At 59.8% G+C, this 19,765-nt stretch carries 20 protein-coding genes, 1 tRNA gene and 1 other RNA gene; 9 read left to right on the top strand and 13 right to left on the bottom strand.

Translation table 11 applies throughout. The annotated features are described in order from the left end of the window. Nucleotides 1–276 precede the first annotated feature (276 nt). Nucleotides 277–951: a sugar transferase gene (locus tag SIB42_RS13410; RefSeq protein ID WP_082825026.1), complete on the top strand. Its 675-nt coding sequence runs from the start codon at nt 277–279 to the stop codon at nt 949–951. Here the strand turns inward: SIB42_RS13410 and cbiB are convergent. The 5 genes from cbiB to SIB42_RS13385 are packed head-to-tail and all read right to left on the bottom strand — an operon-like array spanning nt 945 to nt 5,541. Continuing rightward, nucleotides 945–1,949 (bottom strand): adenosylcobinamide-phosphate synthase CbiB, encoded by a 1,005-nt coding sequence (gene cbiB / locus SIB42_RS13405; RefSeq protein ID WP_067094167.1) that lies wholly within the window; start codon nt 1,947–1,949, stop codon nt 945–947. The genes SIB42_RS13410 and cbiB overlap by 7 nt on opposite strands. 28 nt (nt 1,950–1,977) lie before the next feature. Beyond that, entirely contained in the window at nt 1,978–2,973 is a 996-nt protein-coding gene (ilvC, locus tag SIB42_RS13400; RefSeq protein WP_067094169.1) for a ketol-acid reductoisomerase, read from the bottom strand. A 56-nt stretch (nt 2,974–3,029) separates the two neighbouring features. Next, nucleotides 3,030–3,632, bottom strand: coding sequence for an ATP-dependent Clp protease proteolytic subunit (locus SIB42_RS13395; protein ID WP_413328142.1), 603 nt, complete (start codon nt 3,630–3,632; stop codon nt 3,030–3,032). Nucleotides 3,633–3,685: 53 nt separating this feature from the next. Further along, nucleotides 3,686–4,357 carry an ATP-dependent Clp protease proteolytic subunit gene (locus SIB42_RS13390; RefSeq protein WP_067094175.1) on the bottom strand — a complete coding sequence of 224 codons (672 nt, stop codon included), beginning with the start codon at nt 4,355–4,357 and terminating at the stop codon, nt 3,686–3,688. Between the two features lie 29 nt (nt 4,358–4,386). Further along, nucleotides 4,387–5,541, bottom strand: a complete 1,155-nt coding sequence (locus tag SIB42_RS13385) for a PIN/TRAM domain-containing protein (RefSeq protein WP_067094178.1) — start codon at nt 5,539–5,541, stop codon at nt 4,387–4,389. 71 nt (nt 5,542–5,612) lie between these two features. On the opposite strand from SIB42_RS13385, the gene hemW reads away from it, so the two are divergent. Beyond that, nucleotides 5,613–6,875 carry a radical SAM family heme chaperone HemW gene (hemW, locus tag SIB42_RS13380; protein WP_067094181.1) on the top strand — a complete coding sequence of 421 codons (1,263 nt, stop codon included), beginning with the start codon at nt 5,613–5,615 and terminating at the stop codon, nt 6,873–6,875. Here the strand turns inward: hemW and panB are convergent. Further along, nucleotides 6,787–7,605, bottom strand: a complete 819-nt coding sequence (gene panB, locus SIB42_RS13375) for a 3-methyl-2-oxobutanoate hydroxymethyltransferase (protein ID WP_074160732.1) — start codon at nt 7,603–7,605, stop codon at nt 6,787–6,789. The genes hemW and panB overlap by 89 nt on opposite strands. Before the next feature lie 44 nt (nt 7,606–7,649). On the opposite strand from panB, the gene ffs reads away from it, so the two are divergent. Then, nucleotides 7,650–7,746, top strand: an RNA gene (gene ffs / locus SIB42_RS13370) — signal recognition particle sRNA small type. 65 nt (nt 7,747–7,811) lie between these two features. Here the strand turns inward: ffs and ftsZ are convergent. The 5 genes from ftsZ to miaB all read right to left on the bottom strand — a co-directional run bounded on the left by ftsZ (nt 7,812) and on the right by miaB (nt 12,839). Continuing rightward, entirely contained in the window at nt 7,812–8,972 is a 1,161-nt protein-coding gene (ftsZ, locus tag SIB42_RS13365; protein ID WP_067094187.1) for a cell division protein FtsZ, read from the bottom strand. Between the two features lie 72 nt (nt 8,973–9,044). Beyond that, the gene (locus SIB42_RS13360) at nt 9,045–9,890 is read right to left on the bottom strand and encodes a cell division protein FtsQ/DivIB (RefSeq protein ID WP_067094190.1); all 846 of its coding nucleotides are present in this window, start codon (nt 9,888–9,890) and stop codon (nt 9,045–9,047) included. Next, nucleotides 9,890–10,300 carry a hypothetical protein gene (locus SIB42_RS13355; RefSeq protein ID WP_067094194.1) on the bottom strand — a complete coding sequence of 137 codons (411 nt, stop codon included), beginning with the start codon at nt 10,298–10,300 and terminating at the stop codon, nt 9,890–9,892. Before SIB42_RS13355 ends, SIB42_RS13360 begins: the two co-directional genes overlap by 1 nt. Before the next feature lie 25 nt (nt 10,301–10,325). Then, nucleotides 10,326–11,387, bottom strand: a complete 1,062-nt coding sequence (locus tag SIB42_RS13350; RefSeq protein ID WP_067094196.1) for a D-alanine--D-alanine ligase family protein — start codon at nt 11,385–11,387, stop codon at nt 10,326–10,328. A gap of 39 nt (nt 11,388–11,426) precedes the next feature. Beyond that, nucleotides 11,427–12,839, bottom strand: a complete 1,413-nt coding sequence (gene miaB, locus SIB42_RS13345) for a tRNA (N6-isopentenyl adenosine(37)-C2)-methylthiotransferase MiaB (protein WP_369818434.1) — start codon at nt 12,837–12,839, stop codon at nt 11,427–11,429. Nucleotides 12,840–12,918: 79 nt separating this feature from the next. On the opposite strand from miaB, the gene SIB42_RS13340 reads away from it, so the two are divergent. The 3 genes from SIB42_RS13340 (at nt 12,919) to SIB42_RS13330 (ending at nt 16,077) form a co-directional block, all read left to right on the top strand. Continuing rightward, nucleotides 12,919–14,007, top strand: coding sequence for a dipeptide epimerase (locus SIB42_RS13340; RefSeq protein ID WP_067094202.1), 1,089 nt, complete (start codon nt 12,919–12,921; stop codon nt 14,005–14,007). Between the two features lie 838 nt (nt 14,008–14,845). Continuing rightward, a complete protein-coding gene (locus SIB42_RS13335) occupies nt 14,846–14,989 on the top strand; it encodes a hypothetical protein (RefSeq protein WP_156485161.1) in 144 nt (47 codons plus the stop codon). A 41-nt stretch (nt 14,990–15,030) separates the two neighbouring features. Then, nucleotides 15,031–16,077 carry a DUF1611 domain-containing protein gene (locus SIB42_RS13330; RefSeq protein ID WP_067094499.1) on the top strand — a complete coding sequence of 349 codons (1,047 nt, stop codon included), beginning with the start codon at nt 15,031–15,033 and terminating at the stop codon, nt 16,075–16,077. Between the two features lie 27 nt (nt 16,078–16,104). Here the strand turns inward: SIB42_RS13330 and SIB42_RS13325 are convergent. Continuing rightward, nucleotides 16,105–16,177, bottom strand: a tRNA-His gene (locus tag SIB42_RS13325). Between the two features lie 44 nt (nt 16,178–16,221). On the opposite strand from SIB42_RS13325, the gene SIB42_RS13320 reads away from it, so the two are divergent. From SIB42_RS13320 to SIB42_RS13310, 3 genes are read left to right on the top strand one after another with little or no spacing between them, the layout of a single operon-like run. Then, nucleotides 16,222–16,650 (top strand): DUF4359 domain-containing protein, encoded by a 429-nt coding sequence (locus tag SIB42_RS13320; protein WP_067094208.1) that lies wholly within the window; start codon nt 16,222–16,224, stop codon nt 16,648–16,650. Next, nucleotides 16,647–17,894, top strand: coding sequence for an amidohydrolase family protein (locus tag SIB42_RS13315; RefSeq protein ID WP_067094211.1), 1,248 nt, complete (start codon nt 16,647–16,649; stop codon nt 17,892–17,894). The genes SIB42_RS13320 and SIB42_RS13315 overlap by 4 nt, the downstream gene beginning before the upstream one ends. An 18-nt stretch (nt 17,895–17,912) precedes the next feature. Beyond that, nucleotides 17,913–19,244, top strand: coding sequence for an FAD-binding oxidoreductase (locus SIB42_RS13310; protein WP_067094215.1), 1,332 nt, complete (start codon nt 17,913–17,915; stop codon nt 19,242–19,244). Here SIB42_RS13310 and SIB42_RS13305 read toward each other — a convergent pair. Further along, nucleotides 19,234–19,761 carry a pentapeptide repeat-containing protein gene (locus SIB42_RS13305; RefSeq protein ID WP_067094502.1) on the bottom strand — a complete coding sequence of 176 codons (528 nt, stop codon included), beginning with the start codon at nt 19,759–19,761 and terminating at the stop codon, nt 19,234–19,236. The two genes, SIB42_RS13310 and SIB42_RS13305, sit on opposite strands and share 11 nt — an antisense overlap. Nucleotides 19,762–19,765 lie beyond the last annotated feature (4 nt).

The following is a 19,765-nucleotide window of genomic DNA, read 5'->3' as shown; positions in this document are numbered from 1 at the left end:
AAGCTTCGGGAGTGGGACGTGAGACGGCAATCGCCTGAGAGACTTCTTGATCAATATTCTGCGCTTTTAGGCGCATCTGGATGTCACCGGTTGGGCCGCGATGTGCTTCTATGCCGTTGCGGTTACTGGCCCTTTGCAGCTGACGAATGTTTGGCCTTCAGGTTGATTGGTTGGAGACGAGAGGGACATTCCGTGGTTGATACTCCTCGTCAGACCCTCCTCTCAGCATCCGCAACGGCACTGCGCCTTCGCGCATCACGTCGTCACCTGAAGTTGATGACAGCTCCGCCTTCGGATCTTCCTGCTAGCACCATTGTTGGTGCTCAGAGCAAGATTGGTCGATCGCTCAAGCGCTCTGGTGACCTTGCGTTTTCAGCGGCAGTGCTTGGACTGGGCTTTCCGCTCTTTCTGCTGCTGGCTGTGTTGGTGAAGCTCAGCTCACCGGGCCCAGTGTTTTATGTGCAGAAACGGGTCGGGCGCGGCTATCAACGCTTTGGGTGCATCAAATTCCGCACGATGCGGCCTGATGCCGATGCCGTTCTTGCCCAGGTGTTGCAGCGTTCACCAGAGTTGCGCGCTGAATTTGAACGAGATTTCAAACTGCGTAACGATCCACGCATTACGCCAATCGGCAGGTTTCTCCGCCGCTCAAGCCTTGATGAGCTGCCTCAATTCCTGAATGTTCTCCGTGGTCAGATGAGTGTGGTCGGACCACGGCCGATCGTGAACGAAGAGATCTTTCGCTATGGCGACTACATGGATGAAGTCCTGGCGGTCCGGCCTGGTTTGACTGGCCTCTGGCAAGTGAGCGGCAGAAATAATCTCAGTTATGACAAGCGTGTCAAGCTTGATCTGGCTTACGCCCGCGGACGTTCATTCTTGCTTGACCTGGCCATCATCCTGCGCACGTTCGGCGTGTTGTTGCTGCCGATGGATCGTGGTGCTTACTGAGCACGCGCCTGCAGGCTCCAGCTCAACATGGCTGCCATCAGGATCCAAAGCAGTTCAAGTCGTCTAGTCAGCTCCAGGATTCTGCTGATCCCTCGCGGGTCTGCGTTGGGCTGATCAGCTCCAAGCAGTGGTTTCTCCACCCAATGATCGCCGTAACGGTTCCTGCCGCCGAGTTGCACGCCTGCACAGTGCGCATAGATCGCTTCTGAGCGTCCTGCATTCGGTGAAGCATCGAGCTGGCCTTCGGATTCAGCCGATCTGATCAGAGCTGGCCACTGGCGCCAGGGCATGCTGACCAGCGGCAGGCTCAGCATCACTAAGCGGCAGGGCAGCCAGGTCAGCAGGTCATCGAGTCTTGCGCCTGCCGTGCCCAGCCAGCGCAGCGTTCCTCTGCGGTACCCGAGCATGGAATCCAGGGTGCTGGCCGCCTTGAATCCCCAGGCCAGGGCTAGTGGCCCTGGAGCGTCGCTCAATCCAAGGCTCCAGAGAGCTGCACCCGCCAACATCCAGAACAGCGGTGCGAACAGCCCGTCCACCGCATTCTCACTGGCGGTTTCGGCGGTGGCGCGCAGGATCTCGTCTCCACTGAGTGAGGTCGTGTCGCGGCCCACAATCCAGCTGAGCTGCTCTCGTGCCGTTGAGAGACTGCCTCTCCCTTCGCGGGGGAGGGCTGCGATCACATTCAGCACGCTTTGTTCAAGGCTTTTGGCTGCCAGAGCACTGGCAAGGCCAGCGACCAGTGCCAGCAGAGCGACGCTCTGGAGTATGCCGTCCGTTTGCAGGGCCATCCGTTCGATCAGCCAACCGATGCTGGCGCTGCCAAGGGTGAGAACGAGCGTGATGGCTAGTCCACCCAGACGGAGCCACCGCGGGTGCCCACCGCTCCAATGTTCAACGCTGCGCCGCAGTGTGCTGATACAACGACCCATCCACACCACAGGGTGTGGGGACCAGAGGGGATCACCGATCAGCCGGTCGAGACCGGCCGCGGCAATCACCAGCAGAAAGGGCTGAATGATGCCCTGATCAGGAGGCTCTCAGCCAGCTGAACATCGAACGCAGCCCTTTGCCCACTTCCTCGATCTTGTGGTCACCGTCGCGCTTGCGAATCTTGTTCATCTCGGGCTTGCCGGCTTCGCACTCAGCCACGAAGTTCTTGGCGAAGGTGCCGTCCTGGATGTCAGAGAGAATTCGCTTCATCTCCGCTTTGGTGTCGGCGGTGATCAGGCGGGGGCCACTCACGTAATCGCCATACTCGGCAGTGTTGGAGATCGAGTCGCGCATGGCTGACAGACCACCCTTCACCATCAGATCCACGATCAGCTTCACTTCGTGCAGGCACTCGAAGTAGGCCAGCTCAGGCTGGTAACCCGCTTCGACCAGGGTCTCGAAGCCGGCTTTCACCAGTTCGGACAGGCCACCACAGAGAACGGCCTGTTCGCCGAACAGGTCGGTTTCGGTTTCTTCTTTGAAGTTGGTCTCCAGGATGCCGGCACGGGTGCCGCCGATTCCCTTGGCGTAGGCCATGGCCAGGCCACGGGCATGGCCGGAGGCGTCTTTCTCAATCGCGAACAGTGCAGGAACACCCTGACCGTTTTGATATTCCCAACGCACGGTGTGACCTGGGCCCTTGGGGGCGATCATCACCACATCCACATCGGCGGGAGGCTGGATCAGGCCGAAACGGATGTTGAAACCGTGGGCAAAGCTGAGGACCTTGCCAGCGCTGAGATGTTGCGCGATTTCCTTGTCATAGACCTCTTTCTGGAACTCATCGGGCAGCAGCACCATGATCCAGTCCGCCTTGGCAGCAGCATCCGAGACGCTCAGAACCTCCAGGCCGTCGGCCTTGGCTTTGTCAGCGGAGCGGCTTCCGTCGTAGAGGCCGACCACCACGTTCACACCGCTGTCCTTGAGGTTCAGGGCGTGGGCATGGCCCTGAGAGCCGTAGCCGATGATGGCAACTGTCTTGCCGTTGAGCAGCGAGAGATCGGCATCGGAGTCGTAAAAAAGCTGAGCCATCCGGACGATGAACGTGGAGCTTGGTAACGACAGAGCTTACGCAAGAGCCGGATCGATCAGGCCTCGTTGGGGTGGGCGATCACCCGGTCGATCAGTCCATAGTTCTTGGCCTCCTCGCTGCTGAGGAAGTAATCGCGGTCGGTGTCTTTCTCGATTTTCTCGAAGCTCTGGCCGCTCATGTCCGCCATCGAGCGGTTGAGCATCTCTTTCATGCGCAGAATCTCGCGCGCTTCAATTTCGATGTCGCTGGCCTGTCTTTGGGCAGTTCCGCCCAGAGGCTGGTGAATCATGATCCGACTGTGGGGAAGGGCCAATCGCTTGCCTTTGGTGCCCGCCGCCAACAGCAAGGCTCCCATCGACGCCGCAAGACCCACGCAGATGGTGACAACGTCGCTCTTGACATATTGCATGGTGTCGTAAATCGCCAGCCCTGCTGTGACCGATCCGCCCGGGGAGTTGATGTACAGGTAGATCGGCTTGCTGCTGTCCTCGGAGTCGAGGTAGAGCATCTGGGCAACCAGGCTGTTTGCGACTGCGTCATTGACCTCGGAACCCAGGAAGAGGATTCGCTCCACTCCCAATCGGGTGTAGATGTCCACCCAGCGCTCCATCTGGCTGCCAGGGAGGCGGTAGGGGACGCTGGGGGTTCCAATCGGCATGAGTCCTGGTGGGATGAAGAGAAAGCAGTGAAACGTGAGGGAGGAGGCCTGGATCAGCCGGCCGGAACGGGAGCTGGTAGCTCCTTGCGACTGGAGAGCACGCGATCAATCAGCCCGTAGTCCTTGGCCTGGTCTGGAGTGAGGTAACTCATGCGATCGGAATCCTTCGAGAGTTCCTCCACGCTGCGGCCGGTGTTTGTCGACAGGATTTCAAGCATCGCTCGCTTGTTGTGCAGCACTTCCTTGGCACGGATCTGAATGTCCGTTGCCTGGCCTTGGGCTCCGCTGCGGGGTTGATGCAGCACGATCGAGGCGTGGGGCAGGGCTGCGCGGTGTCCTTTGGTTCCGGCAGACAAAATCACAGCTGCTGTGCCCATCGCCTGTCCGATGCAGATGGTGTGGACCGGCGGTTTCACGTAGCGGAGGGTGTCGCAGATCGCGAAAGCTTCCGTTTCAAAGCCGATGGCATCTCCGGTGTACCAGCTGGTACCAGTTGAATTGATATAGAAGTAAATCGGCTTGTCAGGGTTATCAAATTCCAGGAAAAGAAGCTGAGCAATGATCAGTTCAGTGACATCGAGTCCGACCTGACGTTTGGTGTCGTCATCGGAAAAGAGCGGTAGCCCCAAATAGACAATGCGCTCCTTGAGCAGCAATGAAGGGAGATCTGGGGGCGGGGTCCGCATCACCGACGAATCGCCGTAATAAGGAGCTGATGTGGTCATCCGCGTCGGGCTGCCGTGGTCGGTGGAGCCTAGCGGGACTCTGGGGTTGGACGCTCATTGCGTCGATTTTTGCGGGGCGGTTTTGCTCCAGGAATGCTCTTGCTGGTGGCGGTTGTTTCGCCTTCTTTGTTGAGCCGACCGAACACCATCCGGCCGCTTGGATTTTGTAAGGCTCCCGTGATCACCACGGCCCGTCGTTCACCAATTGCAGCTCGTGCGTTTTCAATCACCACCATCGTGCCGTCTTCCAAGTAGGCCACGCCCTGGTGTTCCTCCTTGCCTTCGCGAACGATCTTCAGGTTGAGTTCATCTCCGGGTTGCACTTCAGGGCGCAGGGCGATCACCAGTTCGCTGAGGTTCATCACCTTGAGATCCTTCACCCGCGCCACCTGAGCCAGATTGAAGTCCGCCGTCACCAGCGTGCCGCCGGTGTCTTCCGTGAGCTGCAGCAGGCGATCATCGGTGCCTGCTCCGTCGTAGCGGGTCGTGTTGATCACCAGACGTTTGTCGTAGGTCTCGCGTAGCGCATTGAGCAGCTTCAGACCGCGTCGACCCTTGCCGCGTTTCTCGATGTTGTTGGAATCGGCGAGTTGCTGCATTTCGTTGATCACTGTCTGGGCCACGATCACCTTCCCCTCCAGCAGTCCGCAGCCGATCATTCCCTGAATACGGCCGTCAATGATCACGCTGGTATCGAGGATTTTGGCTGTGGCTGGTGTGAGCACACCATCCGCCACCAGCAGGGCCTCCGTGGAGGTTGGGTTGAACAGCCTCAGCAGCGTCCGTCCATGCACCTCGGCGAGGTTGTAGCCCAGCACACCGAAAAACACGTTGCTGAGAATCGCTGCCAGGGGTTTCACCAGAGAGCTGGCACCGGCAAGAGGCAGCAACAGAATCGGTGCCAGCAGCAGGTTGGCTACCAGCAGGCCAAGGATCAGTCCAACAGCCCTGCTCACCAGTAGATCGGTGGGCATGGTGCGCACCTGATTCATCAGTCGCTGCCGCAGCCGTCGGAACACCACTCCGGCCACCAGGCCGATGACCGCACCGCTGGCGCTCAGTCCCAAACGGACCTGCTGGGCGTTGGTGTCATCCAGCAATTCCTGCGGGAGCAGATGCACGCCCATCCAGCCGGTGGCCGTCCCGGAGATCAGGAACAGGATGATGATGAGCGCTTCGACCATGAGGTTGGGTTCTCACTGCCCAGTCCAGTTGCAGGCAGCATGCACCATTCTCACTCTCCTGGCTCGGGCTGATGACCGCACCCGCGCCCCGCAGCGCTTACATCCATATTCCGTTTTGCCATCGGCGCTGCTTCTACTGCGATTTCGCGGTGGTGCCGCTGGGAGACAAGGCGGATGCCCAAGGTGGGCCTGGGAGTCGCTCAATAGAGACATATCTCGGCCAGCTGCTGCAGGAAATCGAATGTTCTCCAATGGGGCCGCCTTTGGCCACCGTCTACATCGGAGGAGGCACACCCTCGCTGCTGACCCCTGAACAGGTGTGGCGTGTGCTCAATGCCCTGAGGGCGCGTTTCGGCTTGCAGAGCGGATCTGAGATCACCCTGGAAATGGATCCTGCCAGCTTTGAGCGGATGGATCTCGAGGCCTTGCTGCGCTGCGGTGTGAATCGGGTGAGTTTGGGTGGTCAAAGTTTTGACGACCAGGTTTTGGAAGCCCTCGGTCGCCGTCATCGCCGCTCGGATCTGCTGGAAGCCTGTGAATGGCTCCATGGAGCCGTTGAAAATGGAGCTCTGCGTAGCTGGAGCCTTGATCTGATTCGCAATTTGCCTAATCAGAGCGACGACGCCTGGGCCGTTCAGCTGGAGCGTGCAGTTGCCATGGGTGCTCCCCATCTCTCCATTTATGACCTCAGCGTGGAACCTGGCACGGTGTTCTCAAAGCTGGAGCAACGCGGTGAGCTGGAGTTGCCCGATGAGGACGGCGCTGCCGATCGGATTGCCGCCACCAGTGATCGCTTGGCTAGGGCTGGCTACTGCCGCTACGAAATCTCCAATTTCTCCAGGCCAGGCCATGCCTCCAGGCATAACCGTGTGTACTGGAGCGGAGCCGGTTGGTGGGCTTTTGGTTTGGGTGCCACCAGTGCTCCCTGGGGTGAGCGCTTCGCGAGACCGCGCACCCGTGAAGCCTATGGGCAATGGCTCGACCAGCAGCAGAGGGACGGTCCGCATTCGTCTTTGCAAAAGGGGTTGGCCCTGCCGATGAGCCTGGAGGACCGTCTGCTCGTGGGGCTCAGGCGACATGAAGGCGTTGACCTGCTGGAACAAGCCCTGAGTTGCGGCTGGTCATTGCAAGCTTGCAGTCGCTGGCTGCCTCAACTGGAGGATCGCTGGGCAGGATTTCTCTTAACAGACCTGCTGCGCAAGCGCGGCGCTCGCTGGCAGCTCACCGATCCTCTGGGGATGGCTGTCAGCAATGCGGTTCTTGTGGAGCTGGTGGAGTGGTGGGAGGAGCTGAGTGCTGACGCTGATCATCCAACCAGCTGCTCAAAGCCTTGACCCCAAGGCCTCGACCATCCATCCGAGATTGGCTGAAAGGTGGTTGTGAGCGGGTCAGCCCAAGTAGATCGGCGGTCACGCTCACCTGCCCATCACAGTCATCCCCTGCTCCGATGCCGATCACCGGGATGGCCAGATGCCGCCTCACCTGGCTCGCGAGTTCGGAGGGAACGTGCTCGAGCACCATCGCAAAACACCCCACCGACTCCAGTTCCGAAGCTTGCTGTAAGAGGCGTTCCTGGCTGCGTGGATCCCTGGCCTGACGGCGGTAGCCAAGGCTGTGGACCGCTTGAGGCAACAATCCCAGGTGCCCCATGACAGGGATTCCCGTGCGAACTAAGCGCTCAATGACCGCCAACACCTCGGGTTCGGCGCCCTCAAGCTTCACTCCCGCTGCATCGGATTGTTTGATCAGGCTTCCTGCTGCGGCTACCGCGCGATCCAATCCGCACTGGTAGCTGAGGAAGGGAAGGTCGGTGATCACCAGAGGTTGTTGGGCCAACGGCTTGCTCAAACCGCGGCAGACCGCCTGGGTGTGCAGCAGCATCTGCTCCAGCGTGACGGGAAGGGTTGTGCTGTGACCGAGGCTGACCATGGCGAGTGAATCTCCCACCAGCACCACATCAGCGCCGGCGTCCTCCACCAGGGAGGCGCTCAGAGCATCCCAGGCGGTGAGCATGGTGATCGGTTGGCCGGTCTGCTTGAACCGGATCAGGTCAGAGGCGCGCAACCGCTTTCTCAAATCAGCGGACTTCCATTGCTAACATCACAGATGACTCGGACCTATGCGGTTCAGACGCCCAAACTTGGTCAGAACCGGAAGGCAGCAGCCACACGGGATGCTCTGGACAGGCGTGGACTCCGGGTCACCACATTGCAATAGAAGACTCCGGACAACCAGAGTCGGGCATCACAATCAGTGCACTGCACGCTGAGTCAGTTGTTCTGGCCGCCATCCTGGCGTTGCTGACGCTGTCTCAGGAATTCAGGAATGCGAGCACCTGAATCTTGAGATTCAGCGGGACTGAAAGCAGACGTGGCAGCGCGCGGAACACTTCTCTCGGTGCGATAGGGCTGACCATTCTCAAACCCTGTGGCGATGACAGTCACGTGGATCTCTCCTTCGAGACGTTCATCCACCACGGCTCCAACAATGATGTTGGCCTCGGGATCCACCACGTCGTAAATCACTTCGGAGGCGCTGGTCATGTCCTCAAGGGTCATATCGCGGCCACCACTGATGTTGATCACACAACCCTTGGCACCATCGATGCGAGCAGCTTCAAGCAGAGGGCTATTGATTGCTGTCTGGGCGGCTTCGATCGCACGCGATCGGCCGGATCCGACGCCAATGCCAAGGAGAGCAGTGCCGGCTTCCGTCATCACCGAGCGCACATCAGCGAAGTCAACATTCACCAGGCCTGGACAGGTGATGATGTCGGTGATGCCCTTCACACCCATGCGCAGAACATCATCTGCGCTGCGGAAGGCTTCCTGAAGAGGGGCACTGCCAATCGCATCGCGGAGACGGTCGTTGGGAATCACAATCAGCGTGTCCACATGCTCGGCAAGCCGGGCGATGCCCTCATCGGCCTGGCGCATGCGACGACGGCCCTCAAAGCCAAAGGGCTTGGTGACGATGCCAACCGTGAGGGCGCCACTTTCCTTTGCGACTTCAGCGACCACGGGTGCCGCACCGGTTCCCGTGCCACCACCCATGCCGGCTGCAATGAAGACAAGATCAGCACCTTGCAGTGCCTGCTGCAGGTCAGCGCGGGATTCTTCAGCTGCTTTCTGACCAATGCTGGGGTTACCGCCAGCTCCGAGGCCACGTGTCAGCGTCTGCCCGAGTTGAACGCGATGTTCTGACGATGATTGGAGCAGGGCCTGTGCATCGGTGTTAAGAACTCTGTATGCAACCCCTTCGAGGTCGCTTTGAATCATGCGGTTCACAGCATTGCTGCCACCGCCACCAACGCCGATGACTTCAATTCGGGCGGATTGAGAGGGAAGGATTCCTGCTGAATCAGGAGAAGGGGACATCTGACCGCTCACCATCTCCATCGCCGTCGTCGAACCATTGAGGTGCGTGTGCATTATGTCCCTGCGAGCCACAATCGCCGAATTCAAATAACACTCGTTGTGGTTTCAGCACGCTGCAACCTCTGGTCAGGGTTTGCTCGTTTTCTGTTTCGGATCCGCTTTCAACTGCAATTCGGGTTTGGAAGGGTCTGAAAGATCGATGCCGCTGCTGGCTTTGCCTCGCAGGGTTTCGGGCAGACTTTTTGACAGCAGGGCGATGGTGCTGAGCTGTTGATCCAGCAGACGTTCATTGGAGCCCAGTCGCACCAGACCCAGAGTTTGCGTGCGCAAGCTGATGTCACCATCTGGGGCGATATGGATCACCGTCAACGGACTGCCCAGCTGATCTCGTTTGTTCAGCACCTTCGCAATCATCGAACGCCGGCTGGGAATCCACCCCTCCACTCGCACCGCACTGGCGGGGGCTTCTCCTTGGCGCGCAACTGTGAGTGGCATCCAATGTCCTTCAACGTCGACCATGCCCTGTTCCTTGCCGCGGGCCCCCATGCGGCTGGCCGCCGCGATTGGACGACGATCCTTGAGCTCGATCTCCAGACCGGGCGGGACAAGACGGCGCTGCACCGACACGGACTGCACCGGGAGTTCGGCCAGCAATCGGCGCTCGAGACGTCCTGGTTCCAAGGTGATTAAGGGCCTTGGGAAGCGCAGTCCGGCCGCTTTGACCACCGCATCACTCCCGAGGCGATCGCTGCCTCGGACTGTGAGCTGCTGCTGCGAGCGCAAGCTCCAGCCGGTGCTCAGCAGAACCAAGATCAGTCCGCTTGAGACTCCGCCAAACAGCAAGATGCGCCAGCTCTGAATCAACTGCTCCTGGCGTTTTTCCTGGCGCAGCCTGCGCCGGCGTTCGACGCCTGGAGGAAGGGGAGCGCTGCTGTTGCTGCTGTCCTGTTTGTTGGCTTTGGAGCGGGCCATCACAGGTCGCAACGAGCCTTCGCCATCAACTGATTCATCCAGCGGCGGGCCCGTTCCGCATCCGAGAAGGGCACGTCCATCTGTTGGCCTTCACCGATCAGCCTCAGGCGGCAGCGACCCTGAGACTCATGGGCCAGCGGTGCATCACCAGAGGAGAGCGACATCAACTCCACCAATTCCAGTGTCTTGATCACAAAGCGACCTTCATCCTTGAAGCTGCCGGCATGGAAACTGCTCCAGCACAGCTCACCGTTCTTCAGCCGTGCTGCGCCGCAGCCATCGAGTTTGGCCAGCTCGGATGCTTCGCTCCAGACTCGAAACAGATTCTGGCGTCGTCGCTCCAGCCAGCCCAAGGACGCCAGCAGCACAAACACCAGCAGCAGCGGGAACCAGAGCAAACCGTGCATCATCGCGGCAGCAGCAGAGGCAGAGGGCTCATTCTTGCGCTGTAGCCACCAGCTCCGCCACTAGCTGTGGCAAAGGAATACCGGAGGCTTCCCAGAGAGTGGGATACATGCTCTGAGAGGTGAAGCCCGGCAGTGTGTTGATCTCATTCAGCCAGATCTGCCCATTCGCTTCGTCGTAGAAGACGTCCACACGTGCCTGTCCGTAGGCGTGAACGGCCCGGCAGGCAGCAACGGCCATGGCCTGAACCCGCTGGCTGACGGTATCGGGCAGGGGTGCCGGGATCAGCGTTTGACTGCGTCCTTCGGTGTATTTGGTCTCGTAGTCGTACCAATCGGCGTCGAACCGCACTTCACCCACAACGGAAGCCTTCAGCTGCGCACGCCCCAGGACGGCACATTCCAGCTCCCGAGCCGTGACGCCCTGTTCCACCACCAAGCGTGGATCGAGTTCCGCTGCCAGTCGCAGACCTGCTAGGAGTTCATCGCGATTGCGCACCTTGCTGATGCCCACGGATGAGCCGAGGTTGGCGGGCTTCACGAAGCAGGGATAGCCGAGCTCCTTCTCCAGCCTGATCAGCAGGCGTTCCAGCTGCTCTGGATTGTTAAGGTCAGCCGCGTTGACTCCGACATGAGGAACCTGGGAGAGGCCGGCGTCTGCAAAGGCTGCTTTCATAGCCAGCTTGTCCATGCCCACGGCGGATCCCAGTACGCCTGAACCCACGAAGGGTTGTTGCATCAGCGTGAACAGACCTTGAACCGTGCCGTCTTCTCCGTTGGGTCCGTGCAAAACCGGATACCAGACATCGATTTGATCGGGATCCACCGGCAACTGGCGCAGTCCATGTGCAGGCAGTGGCTGAGGCAGATGGTCATCGGTCAGTGCTGCTCCTCTCTCCAGCACGCGTTTGGCGATGGTGTCCGGCCACCAGCGCCCCTCACGGTCGATGTAGAGGGGGGTCACCTGGAACCTCTCCCGATTGCTGGGGTCGGTCAGGGCTTTGATCACCGTTGAGGCCGACCGGATTGAAACGTCGTGTTCCCCGGAAGCACCTCCGAACACCACGCCAACGCGGAGAGGAGAAGTCGGCATGGGGGAAAGATCTGTAAGAAGGTCTGCGCCGCAAACGTATCAGCCGTGCACGGGAGTGCCACTGAGAGAGAACGAACGCACCGCATTGATCCGAACCTGAACCAGGTCGCCTGGCTGATAGTTCCGGCCATCGGCGCCCACTGCAGTGAAAAACGTCAGGCGGTTCGTGCGCGTTCGTCCCATCAGCTGCGTGGGGTCCTTGGGATTGATGCCCTCTGCAAGCACCTCTTCGACCTGGCCGGCATAGCGAGCATTGCGTTCCTTGGCGCAGCGCTCCACCAGAGCATTGATCTCCTGAAGACGTGCCACTTTCACGTCCTCGGGGAGCTGGTTCTCCCAGTTCGCAGCTGGGGTGTTGGGCCGTGGTGAATAGGCGGCCGTGTTCACCAGGTCAAAGCAGATCTCCTCGATCAGCTGCAGGGTTCGTCTGAACTGGGCGTCGGTTTCGCCGGGGAAGGCAACGATCACATCGGCGCTGAGAGAGGCCTCAGGCATGCGCTTACGGATGTGGTCGATGATCTTGCGGTAACGCTCGATGGTGTATCCGCGCGCCATGGCCTGCAGCACGTCGTTGTCTCCGCTCTGGAAGGGGATATGGAAGTGTTCGCAGAGCTTGGGCAGATCGGCGCAGGCATCAATCAAACGCCTGGTGAAGTAACGGGGATGGCTGGTGGCGAAACGGATCCGTTCAATTCCCTCAACGTCATGAACGTGATAAAGCAGGTCGGAGAGTGTGTTCTTGCGCCGTCCTTCGGCAGTAATGCCAGGGAGATCTCGGCCGTAAGCATCAATGTTTTGGCCCAGCAGGGTGATTTCCCGGTACCCCTGCGCGGCCAGACCTTCCATTTCCAGCCTGATCGCATCCGGTAGGCGCGACTGTTCCTTGCCACGCACGGAGGGCACAACGCAGTAGGTGCAGCGTTCGTTGCAGCCATAGATCACATTGACCCAGCCGCAGATGCTGCTGTCGCGGCGCGCAGTGGTGATGTCTTCAAGAATGTGCTGCTCTTCAGTCGCCACCACCTGCTGACCGCTCTCAACTTGCTGCAAGAGGGTTTCCAGCCGATTGGCGTGTTGAGGGCCCATCACCAGATCCAGTTCGGGCACGCGCCGCAGCAGTGATTCACCTTCCTGTTGTGCAACGCAGCCCGCGACCACAAGTTTGAGATGGGGGTTGATGCGTTTCCGGCGTGCCTGGCGCCCGAGGTAGCTGTAGACCTTTTGCTCTGCGTTGTCGCGGATCGTGCAGGTGTTGTAGAGCACCAGATCGGCGTCGAGCTCGGCCGTGGCCTCCCGATACCCCATCGACTCCAGGATGCCGGCCATTCTCTCGGAATCAGCCTTGTTCATCTGGCAGCCGAAGGTGGTGATCCAGTAACTGCCCCGCTCCAGGCCTGGCACTTGAGCGGTTGAGGGAGAGGCGGTAACGGTCAAGGCGGAGGGCCGTCCGATGGACCGCCGACGAGGGAACCTTCCTTCAGTGTGGTTCACAAACGTCCTGTGTCACTTTGAAGTTCGGTGCGCACCTTGCATGGGCTGGTCTCTGCGTCGGTTTCCGCTCACCAAGGCGGTTCCTCTGGCGATCAGCCGAGGCACCACATCAGCTGTGGAACGGCTTGAACTGTGCCTTAGCCATGATGGGATCAACGGTCGGGGTGAAACCGGTGGTTTAGACACCGGTCACCGCTCCTATGCATTGGACGACATCGAGGCTGAACTCCAGGGTGCGTTGCCCGCTCTCAACAGACTTGATCCTGCCGATCGAAGCGTTGTTGATCCGCTGCTGAGAAGCCTCTCCCCACCGGCGCGTTGTGCTGTGGATCTGGTGCTCTGGGATTGGTGGGGTCAATACTTGCGGCAACCGATCTGGCGATTGTTCGGCCTGGATGGATGCTGCGCTGTGGCCACCAGCGTCACCCTGGGCCTGGCTTCGGTGGAGGGTGTGCAGCAGCGGCTCCATCGCTGGTGGACGCAACTGCCCGCCACCCGTATCAAGCTCAAGCTGGGCAGTCCTGACGGCCTCGACCATGACAAGGCACTGCTGCGGGCGGTGGCGTCGATCCTTCAAACCCGCATAGAGCAGACCGGCGAGGCCCATGAGCTTCAGGTCGATGCCAATGGTGGTTGGACCGTGCAGCAAGCCAGGGAGATGCAAGCAGACCTCGTGGCTGCTGATGTAGTTCTGCTGGAGCAGCCTGTCGCTGCAAGCCTTGATCCTCAGGAGGATCTGCAGGGTTTTGCGGCGTTGCGAGAGCACTGCAGCATGCCGCTTGTTGCCGATGAAAGCTGCTGGGATCTGAAGGATCTGCTGCGCTTGGCCCCTCATGTGGATGGGGTCAATCTCAAATTGCTCAAAACCGGTGGATTAACGGAGGCCTTGCTGATGGCCAGAGTCGCTGAGCGATTGAACCTGGATCTGATGGTGGGCTGTTACTCAGACAGCACACTGCTCAATGGAGCGGCATGCCAGCTGTTGCCATTGATCCGCTGGCCAGACCTCGACAGTCATCTGAATCTTGTGGACGATCCTTATCTCGGGCTTCCGCTTGATCAAGACAGACTGTCTCCTCCGATTTCTGCTGGGTTGGGAATCAGCAGCAAAGCGATGGATTCAGGCTGATTGGCTGGCCTCTTGTTCCGCCAGCTCACGCAAATAACGACGTCTCTGGGGCGACTCGTAGCCAGTGATTTGAAAGGCCTTGGCAGGTTTGCCAGACCTTCTCCACTCCCGATGGGGAGCGATTTCTCTTCGATTCATTTGAGTTCGACTTATTGGTTCTCGCGCAGTGGACCCTTCTGGGCTCTTCGGCGTTTAATCATTATTGCATGGTTTTCAAAATCATGCATCGAAGACTCTTCTGAGCAGCCTGATGGACCGCCGATTTAGCTCGAGGTTTCTTGGAAGTTGTGAAGCGTTTTCCAGCTCAACTTCGGTCCACAATCAGCTGTTCTGTCTCCTTGATCTGCAGGCGCAGTGCAATGAAGGTTGGTCCCTGCATGCTGTTCCTGTGATCGTCTGCAGCATCGTCGCTTCGCTTTTCAGTCGAGGTTCAATTGCCGCAATCTCAAATGGATCGACACGATGAAATCGTGTACTTCCGAAAGCACTGGCTGATTCACTCGTGAAGTGTGCTTCAGGCTTCAAAAAAGCTGCTCAGAAGCCAGCGAAATGAAGCAGCGTTTCCAATGTGGCCAGGCCTAGCAGGAATGTGGCGCCGAAAAAACTTGCCTCTTTCAGTCCTTTGGACATGAGTCGTGCCCCCGGAAAAACGCAGCCTTCTGAAGAGAATATTAATCAGTACTGCTGTTCGTCATTGAGCAAAACACAAAAATATTTTTTGCTTATCAATGACAATCAAGTTTCTACAATGTTCTGTGTCATTGGTCTCCAAAACCTTCTTTTGCGGCTGCTAGCGACACAAAAAATCGTGACTTTTCATTGAGTTGATGATTTTTTGTTGCGTGGTCGCGTTGTGCGTCAGGTCAGTGATCGGAGTTCCTTGCCGTTGATTCACGCTTCAGGGTCGGTCTTCGCTTGCTGGGCGCGCATGCTGGTGGGCGTTGCTAGATCCATGGTCACTGCTGTGGCCGCGATCGCTTGAGTTTTGAATCCATCACTCAGTGCCCTTCAGGCTTTGCTGCCATGCCTCTGGTGCTGATGCAGCACGGGGGGTTGACATCGCTCACTGGCAAGACCGGATTGGCGATGCTTCGCCATCGACCTGGTCCGATCGTGGCTGTGATTGATCCTGAGCATGCTGGAGAGCGGCTGGACCTTGTCACAGGCATTGCCAGGCCAGTGCCTGTGGTGCGCGATCTGGCGGAGGCGCTCCCCTACGAACCAACGGTTGCTGTTGTTGGTCTGGCGCCATCAGGAGGGGGGTTGCCCGACGCCATGCGGACCGATGTGTTGGCGGCACTCGATGCTGGTCTGTCTATCGCCAGTGGTCTGCACAGCTATCTGAACGATGACCAGGAGTTGCAAGCAGCGTTGCAACCCGGACGCTGGATCTGGGACCTGCGCCGTGAGCCGGCCGGACTCGGCGTTGGCAAAGCTCGCGCTGCGGCGCTCCCCTGTCAGCGCATTTTGGCCGTGGGAACGGATATGGCTGTCGGCAAGATGAGCGCCTGTTTGGCTGTGCAAGAGGCCGCCACTCGGGCAGGAGTTCCCTCCGCTTTCGTGGGGACCGGTCAGGCAGGGATCCTGATCAGTGGCCAGGGGGTCCCTCTGGATGCGGTGCGGGTTGATTTCGCTGCCGGTGCTGTGGAGGCCGCGGTGCTGTCAGCGGCGAAAACTCTGCCGCCCAAGGGTCTGCTGCTCGTGGAGGGTCAGGGATCGCTCTGCCATCCCGGTTCCACGGCCACCCTGCCCTTATTGAGGGGAAGTCAGCCAACGGCGCTGATGATGGTGCATCGCGCTCAGCAGTCCACGATTGATCGGCTGCCGGACATCCCGCTGCCTTCTCTGGAGGAGCTGGTGGCGATCTGTGAATCGCTGGCAGCCATCGCACGCCCTATCGGCAGCCCTGCGGCTCCCAGGGTTCGGGCACTGGCACTGAACACAGCTCGGCTGGATGATCAGCAGGCGTTCAAGGTTGTCGAGCAGGTGGGCGAACGTCTCGGGATTGTTTGCAGGGATCCCATCCGGCATGGAGCCGATGATCTGCTTCAGGCATTGATGAGCCCTTAAACAGAACACCTGCTCGAAGGTTGAAAGGGCGAGCGAGGGGATTCGAACCCCCGAATAGCGGCGCCACAAGCCGCTGCCTTAACCACTTGGCGACGCCCGCCGCGTCAGTAAGAATCTATCAATTCGCCCTGCAGTCACGCCCCCATGTCTTCGCCTCGTTGGCGCTGGCCTTCAGCAACGGTGGCTGCAGCTGTGCTGGTGGTGGCAGGAAGCTGTGCTGCTCTGTTCATGACCAATCCCACCAGGGACGATTACCAGGACTTTGCCGGGGAAACATTGGTGAATCTGGCCACAAAGGAGGTCTGTGAGCGTCAGACCTTGCCGATGGTGCTGCAGCTTTGGATCAGTGATTGTCCGCGCTTGATCGCCGATCAAGAGCCGGCGCTGGCCTTGCTGGCCGACCAGTTCACCCGTCGCTGGAACCTCGGGCTGGCCAGTGTGTATGTCACGACTGTGGGTGGTCAGAACCTCTTGCCCGCCTTGCGATTGCCGCGCTACTCAGTTACAAGCCTCGGACTTGCAGGTCAGTTTTGGGTGCTCAACGCTCATTCGGATGCTGGCAAGCTCGAATGAGCACAGCAGGGGTTCCGTTGGCATCCGGTGAGCTGAGAGCACGGTGTCCGCGCTCTTTGCTCGATCTGGGCTCTGATCCGTCGCCAACGGCTGATGTGGATGGGCTGATTCCCGTGATCCTGTCCTGGTCTGGCAGCAGGATCCAGTCGGTGAAAGCCACATCGGAGGCCACGGGTCTGGTGCTACCCCGACTGGTGGAACCCCATGCTCATCTAGATAAGGCGTTCTCCTGGAACGAGTATCCCAATCCAGCTGGGACTTATCCAGGAGCCTTGGCGGCCAACTTCAGGGAACACGAGACCCGCTCTGCCGAGCGGGTTCAGCAGCGTGCGGAACGTGCTTTGCAACTGGCTTGGGACCATGGCCTGAGGGCCGTGCGCAGTCACATCGACAGCCTCGGGCCTGCTGCGAACTGCAGCTGGGAGGTGTTGTCGGCTCTGCGAGCTCGGTGGCGTGAGCGCATCGAGCTGCAACTTGTTGCGCTGGTGCCGGTGGAGCACTGGTCGACGCCCGAGGGTCAACACTTGGCGGCTGAGGTGGCCCAGGCCCAGGGTGTGATCGGCGGTGTTCTTGCTCCTCCATGTCGAGGTCGAGCGACGCGCCGTGCCCTGCGCCGACTGCTGGAGCTTGCGGATCAACATGGCTGCCCTGTGGATCTGCATATCGATGAAGCGGCCTCCCATCCGGCGGCTGGGGTGCGACAGCTGCTGCGTGTGCTTGAGAGCATGAGCCTGTCTGTTCCTGTCACTTGCAGCCATGCCAGCAGCCTGTCGCTGCTGTCAGCCTGTTCATTGCAGCGGTTAGCTACCCGTATGGCTCGTCAGAACCTGCAGGTGGTGGCGTTGCCGCTCACCAATGGCTGGTTGCTGGGTCATCGAGACAACGAGACGCCTTTGCGCCGGCCGTTGGCACCGATTCGGCAGCTGCAGCGCGCAGGTGTTTCCGTCGCCGTGGGTGGTGACAACGTTCAAGATCCCTGGTTCCCAGGAGGGCGGCTCGATCCTCTGGCCCTGATCGCCATGTGTCTCCCCCTGGCCCAACTTGCCCCCTGGGATGACCATGGGATGAAGCCGTTCGGCACCGATGCGGCTCGGCTGATGGGCCTTGCCTGGGACGGGTGCCTGCGGGCCGGAGCACCGGCGGATCTGATTCATCTGCCCGAGGCTGGCTGGCCTGAGTTGCTGGCGATGGCTTGTCCACGCCGGGTTCTTGCCAGTGGACATTGGGTGCAGGATTGGTCGTAACGCCTTTCAGACCGACCAATGCTTCCTGATGCCCTGCGAACTGAGCTGGCAGCAGTCCCTGGCCTCAGGTTGTTATCGCAGCCGGAGGAACTGGAACGGTTGTCTCGTGATGCCTACGACTACTCGCCGGTGCTGTCGCAGCGGTTGGCTCACTGCCGTGCAGAGCTTGTGGTGAGGCCGGACAGCGTGGAGGCGGTTGTTCGCGTGGCGGCAGCCTGCCGGCGTCATGCCGTGCCTCTGACCCTGCGTGGATCAGGCACGGGCAATTACGGCCAGTCCGTGCCGCTGGAATCTGGGGTGGTGATGGTGATGACCCAGCTGAGGGCCGTGCGCTCCATTGATCAGGTCAGCGGCGTTGCCGAGGTTGAGTGCGGATGCCTGCTGAAAGATCTCAATCGGGAGCTGGCCGGTTTTGGCCGGCAGTTGCGTCTGATGCCAAGCACCTGGCGCAGCGCAACGATCGGTGGATTCATTGCCGGTGGTTCCGGTGGAATCGGCTCCGTGCGCTGGGGCTTTCTTCGCGATCCGGGGCACCTGCTCGGACTGGAAGTGGTGACCATGGAGCAGGAGCCGCGGGTCCTTCAGCTCGAGGCCAGCGATGCCGAGGCGTTGAACCATGCCTATGGCACCAATGGCATCATCACGGCACTGCGGCTGGCCACAGCACTGCGTGTTGATTGGCAGGAAGTGGTTGTGGATTGTCCGGACTGGGCGACGGCAGTGGAGCTGGCAAGACGTTGCAGTTCAGCAGCGATTGACCTGCATCTCTGCACCGTTCTGGAGGCAGCGGTGGTTGAGTTGCTGCCGAAGTGGGATCTGCCTCAGCGCAGTTCTGATCGCCTGTTGCTGCTGGTGGCTCCCGATGCGGTGAGCACGGTTCAGCGGCTGTCGGCAGATATGGGGGCTGTTCTGACCCATCTCGGGGCGGAGTCCGACCGCCAAGGCAATGGTCTGCGGGAGCTGAGCTGGAATCACACGACGCTGCATCTGCGCCAGCGCGATCCTGACTGGACCTACCTGCAGATGCTGCTGCCCCAACCGGAGATGGACTGTTTGAGCACACTCAAGCAGGTCTGGGGTGATGATCTGCTCTGGCATCTGGAGGCTGTCAGGCAGCAGGGCGTTCAGCGGCTCGCATCACTTCCACTGGTGCGCTGGCGCGGCGTTGAAGCACTCGAGCAATTGATGCAGGAGTGTCGAGATCTCGGCGCACTGATCTTCAATCCGCATGTGCTCACCGTGGAAGGTGGTGGCCTCGGGGTGGTGGATGGGGATCAGGTGGCCACCAAGCACCGTTACGACCCCGCCGGACTGCTCAATCCGGGAAAACTTGGGGGGTTCAGCAGTTGAGGCTGTCGCGGGTGGAGACACCCGTGCTGGAATTGACGCCTTCAGCAACCTGGCAGAGCCGGCGCTGATCATCCCGGTCCAGCAGAGCGTCGCTGAAGTCAGCGCCCTCCACATCGGCTCCTGCAAAACTGCTGCCGGCAGCTATCACACCGATCAGTAGAGCATCGCGCAGATCCGTTCGGGTGAAGTCGGCCCGGTCCATCAGCGAATCGCTGAGATCGGCTCCATTAAAATTAGCCTCTGAAAAAGCTCCCTGCGTGAAGATCGCCCCATGCAGGTTGGCGCCGCTGAAATCAGCGCCGCGTCCCACGGCGCCTGCGAAGGAGGTGTTGGTTAATTGCTGGTCGTGAAAGTCAGCATCGCTCTGATTGGTGAGTGTGTAGTCCACCCGGTCTTGAAACAGCGCCCTGTCCTGAAGTCCCACCCCAGCAGAGGTATCGAGGGCAAGAACAGTCAGCGGCGTCAGCCAGGTCATCACCAGGGTTAGTGCAGCAAGCACCTTCAGCAGTGATTTCATGGTT

Source organism: Synechococcus sp. MIT S9508, assembly GCF_047303045.1.
Taxonomy (GTDB): domain Bacteria; phylum Cyanobacteriota; class Cyanobacteriia; order PCC-6307; family Cyanobiaceae; genus Synechococcus_C.
The sequence above is the reverse complement of the archived record's forward strand: the minus strand, read 5'-3'. Positions and strand labels throughout refer to the sequence as shown.